Genomic DNA, 2,924 nt, shown 5'->3' with positions numbered 1-2,924 from the left:
TTATTGTTAGTTTTATTGTTATAAATCAATGTTTTGTGTGGTTTTTAAGGGCTGACTAAGTATTTTAATCGGTTAATTTTAAAAAACTTTAAGTTAACACTGACCTATATTTAATCGGATGTAGTGATAGATGCAGGTGTAGCGCCTCCAAAGCGTGAGTCACCCCACGCCGTGATTGATCCATCGGCTTTAACGGCAACAAAGGCATACTGAGTTGAATAAATCTTTATATAACCACTATCAGAGGGCGCACCTGTACCTCCAGAACTGCCACCCCACGCCGTGATTGATCCATCGGCTTTAAGAGCGGCAAAGGCGTTAATGGTTGAATAAATCTTGGTATAGCCACTATCAGAGGGTGCACTGCCACCTGAAACACCCCACGCCGTGATTGATCCATCGGCTTTAAGGGCGGCAAAGGCAAACTGATTTGAATAAATTTTGGTATAACCATTACCAGAGGGCGCAGTACCCACATAGCCCCACGACGTGATTGATCCATCGGCTTTAAGGGCGGCAAAGGCTTTATCAGTTGAATAAATTTTGGCATAGCCTTTATCATAGGGCGTACCTACGCCTCCATAATACGAATTACCCCACGACGTGATTGACCCATCGGCTTTAAGGGCGGCAAAGGCAAACCCAGTTGAATAAATCTTGGTATAGCCGCTATCAGAGGGTGCATCTGTGCCTCCATAACGTGAGGCACCCCACGCCGTGATTGACCCATCGGCTTTAAGGGCGGCAAAGGCACCCCCAGTTGAATAAATCTTGGTATAGCCGCTATCAGAGGGTGCACCTGTGCCGCCTCCCCAACTCGAACCCCACGCCGTGATTGATCCATCGGCTTTAAGGGCGGCAAAGGCACTCCTAGTTGAATAAATCTTGGTATAGCCGCTATCAGAGGGCGCACCTGAGCCTCCAGAACTTGAGTCACCCCACTCCGTGATTGATCCATCGACTTTAAGGGCGGCAAAGGCATCCGAAGTTGAATAAATCTTAATGTAGCCACTACCAGAGGGTGCTGTACCTCCATAACGCAAGTCACCCCACGCCGTGATCGATCTATCGGCTTCAATAGTGGCAAAGGCATACCCAGTTGAATAAATCTTGGTATAGCCACTACCAGAAGGCACATCTGTGCCTCCAGAACTTGAGCCACCCCACGCCGTGATTGATCCGTCGGCTTGAAGAGCGGCAAAGGTATTCCAGTTAGGATGATTTGACGCATTATAAAACCCGCCAAAATTATTAATGGCACTAGAGTAATCCACCTCAGCAAAGCGCCACTTTTCTGCTGATCTTTCTGATATTTTTTGCCAGTAATCTGCCAATAAAGCCGCTCGAGCAGGTAAAAATTGCTCGGTTAATGCTAGGGATAAAGCGCCTTGCTCATCAACATGAACAAAATATTTACTCTTTGGCCAGTTAACATTCGGGGCAATTCTTGCATCGTTACTGTTTCGATGGCAACCGCTACAACTCATTGCCTTAGCACGATTCATAATCATTTTTGCATTGTAATCTGACAAATTTAATGCCGCTAGTTTTTTGTTGATGATTGACTTCAAGTCTTTGTTTTCAGCGTTAGCGGTATTATCCTTTGTTGTTTTTGAGTCTGATTGAAATTCATTGTAGTGATTATCAGTTCCCAAACTAAAACCATTGATAATGTCACTAGAACTAGGATTATTTGCACGCCTTTCAGGTGCTAATAAGTTGTCAACATAACCATCAAAATCACGCACAAAGTAACCCCTTAAAGCCTTTAACGAATCGGAATCTAGATTTCCTTCATTAGAAAAAAGCTTAGCCAACGGGTTGGATTTAACGGTATCAGCAACAAAAACAGCTTTTCCTTTAGCGTTGATATCGGTTTTAAATTCTCTAAGCTGCCATGGATCGTTAACGAATGCGTTAGAACGCACTTGGCCTGTGCCATGGGTGTAGTGGGTAAAGTTAATGGCCGCAGGTAATTTAACACCCTTGTGTACTAAACCTTGATAAAAGAACTCTTCTAGTTGCACCAGCGCATCTGTTTTGTTCATACTTCCTATTTCTTTCCAAAAATCCGCGACTGCAAAACAGCCTTTTTTGCCTTTACTGAATTCAGGATTAGGGTATTTAGCCTCAAAGCTTAGGAAAAATCTATCGTCATTACTTCTATCACTATTATTTTTATGATAAATCACTCGGTATTCACCACAATGTTGACCATTACTGGCACTTAGGTCAAAACGGTTGAATATTGCGCTTGGTGACATGTTGTCAATCAACCCAGAAAGAGAAGCTTCTTGTTCCCTTATTTGTAAATCCATTTTTACAAAGCCATTAATTTTTGAATTGATGTTAAATGTGTTTAACAAGCTTTTTAGGAATTGCGTATTAGAGCCGTCTTCTGTCGCGTCGCTGCTACTACGAATGTTTGTGAGTGTTTTAGCAAGCGAGAATGTTTTATCAAAATCATCGTTATTTACACCAGTGGCGCCTCGGTTAAAGACCAAAGCGTTGTTACTAATGAGTGTGGATCGTTGTGAGGGAAAAGCAGGAGCATCAGGATTTATTAATGTTGCGTTTTGTAAGTAATCATCCATTAGGTTGCGCTCACTAGAGCGTCCGCCTGCAATCGTGTTGATTGAGACAACAAGGGCTGTGCTTAATAATAGAATGCGAGTAAAGTTTGTGTTAAGAGATATTGGGTTCATGATTTTAAATTTAGAAAGATAATTCTCTTAATTATAATGCTATCTCTAACATGTTGGTATCTTTATTAGAGACCTTTGCATAACTCAACCAAAAAACCACCAATCTGATTAAAAGAGACCTTAAAAGCAGAATTATCATGATTAAAAATCTTACGATTCTTGATAGATTTTCTAATCACTGAGTTTAGTGACTCAATAGCATTAGTCGTATAAATTGCC

At 41.8% G+C, this 2,924-nt stretch carries 1 protein-coding gene and 1 pseudogene; both read right to left on the bottom strand.

Going from position 1 to position 2,924, the window contains the following annotated elements; genetic code table 11:
* Nucleotides 1–110 precede the first annotated feature (110 nt).
* Entirely contained in the window at nt 111–2,705 is a 2,595-nt protein-coding gene (locus BAZSYMA_RS06930; protein WP_090717066.1) for an RCC1 domain-containing protein, read from the bottom strand.
* Between the two features lie 110 nt (nt 2,706–2,815).
* Nucleotides 2,816–2,924 (bottom strand): annotated as a pseudogene (locus BAZSYMA_RS10430) (transposase); the annotation flags it as partial.

Source organism: Bathymodiolus azoricus thioautotrophic gill symbiont (assembly GCF_001298715.1).
Taxonomy (GTDB): Bacteria; Pseudomonadota; Gammaproteobacteria; order PS1; family Pseudothioglobaceae; genus Thiodubiliella.
The sequence above is the reverse complement of the archived record's forward strand: the minus strand, read 5'-3'. Positions and strand labels throughout refer to the sequence as shown.

Excerpts from the sequence above, each read along its gene's own strand:
- BAZSYMA_RS06930 (WP_090717066.1), bottom strand. The coding sequence starts at position 2,705 with ATGAACCCAATATCTCTTAACACAAACTTTACTCGCATTCTATTATTA.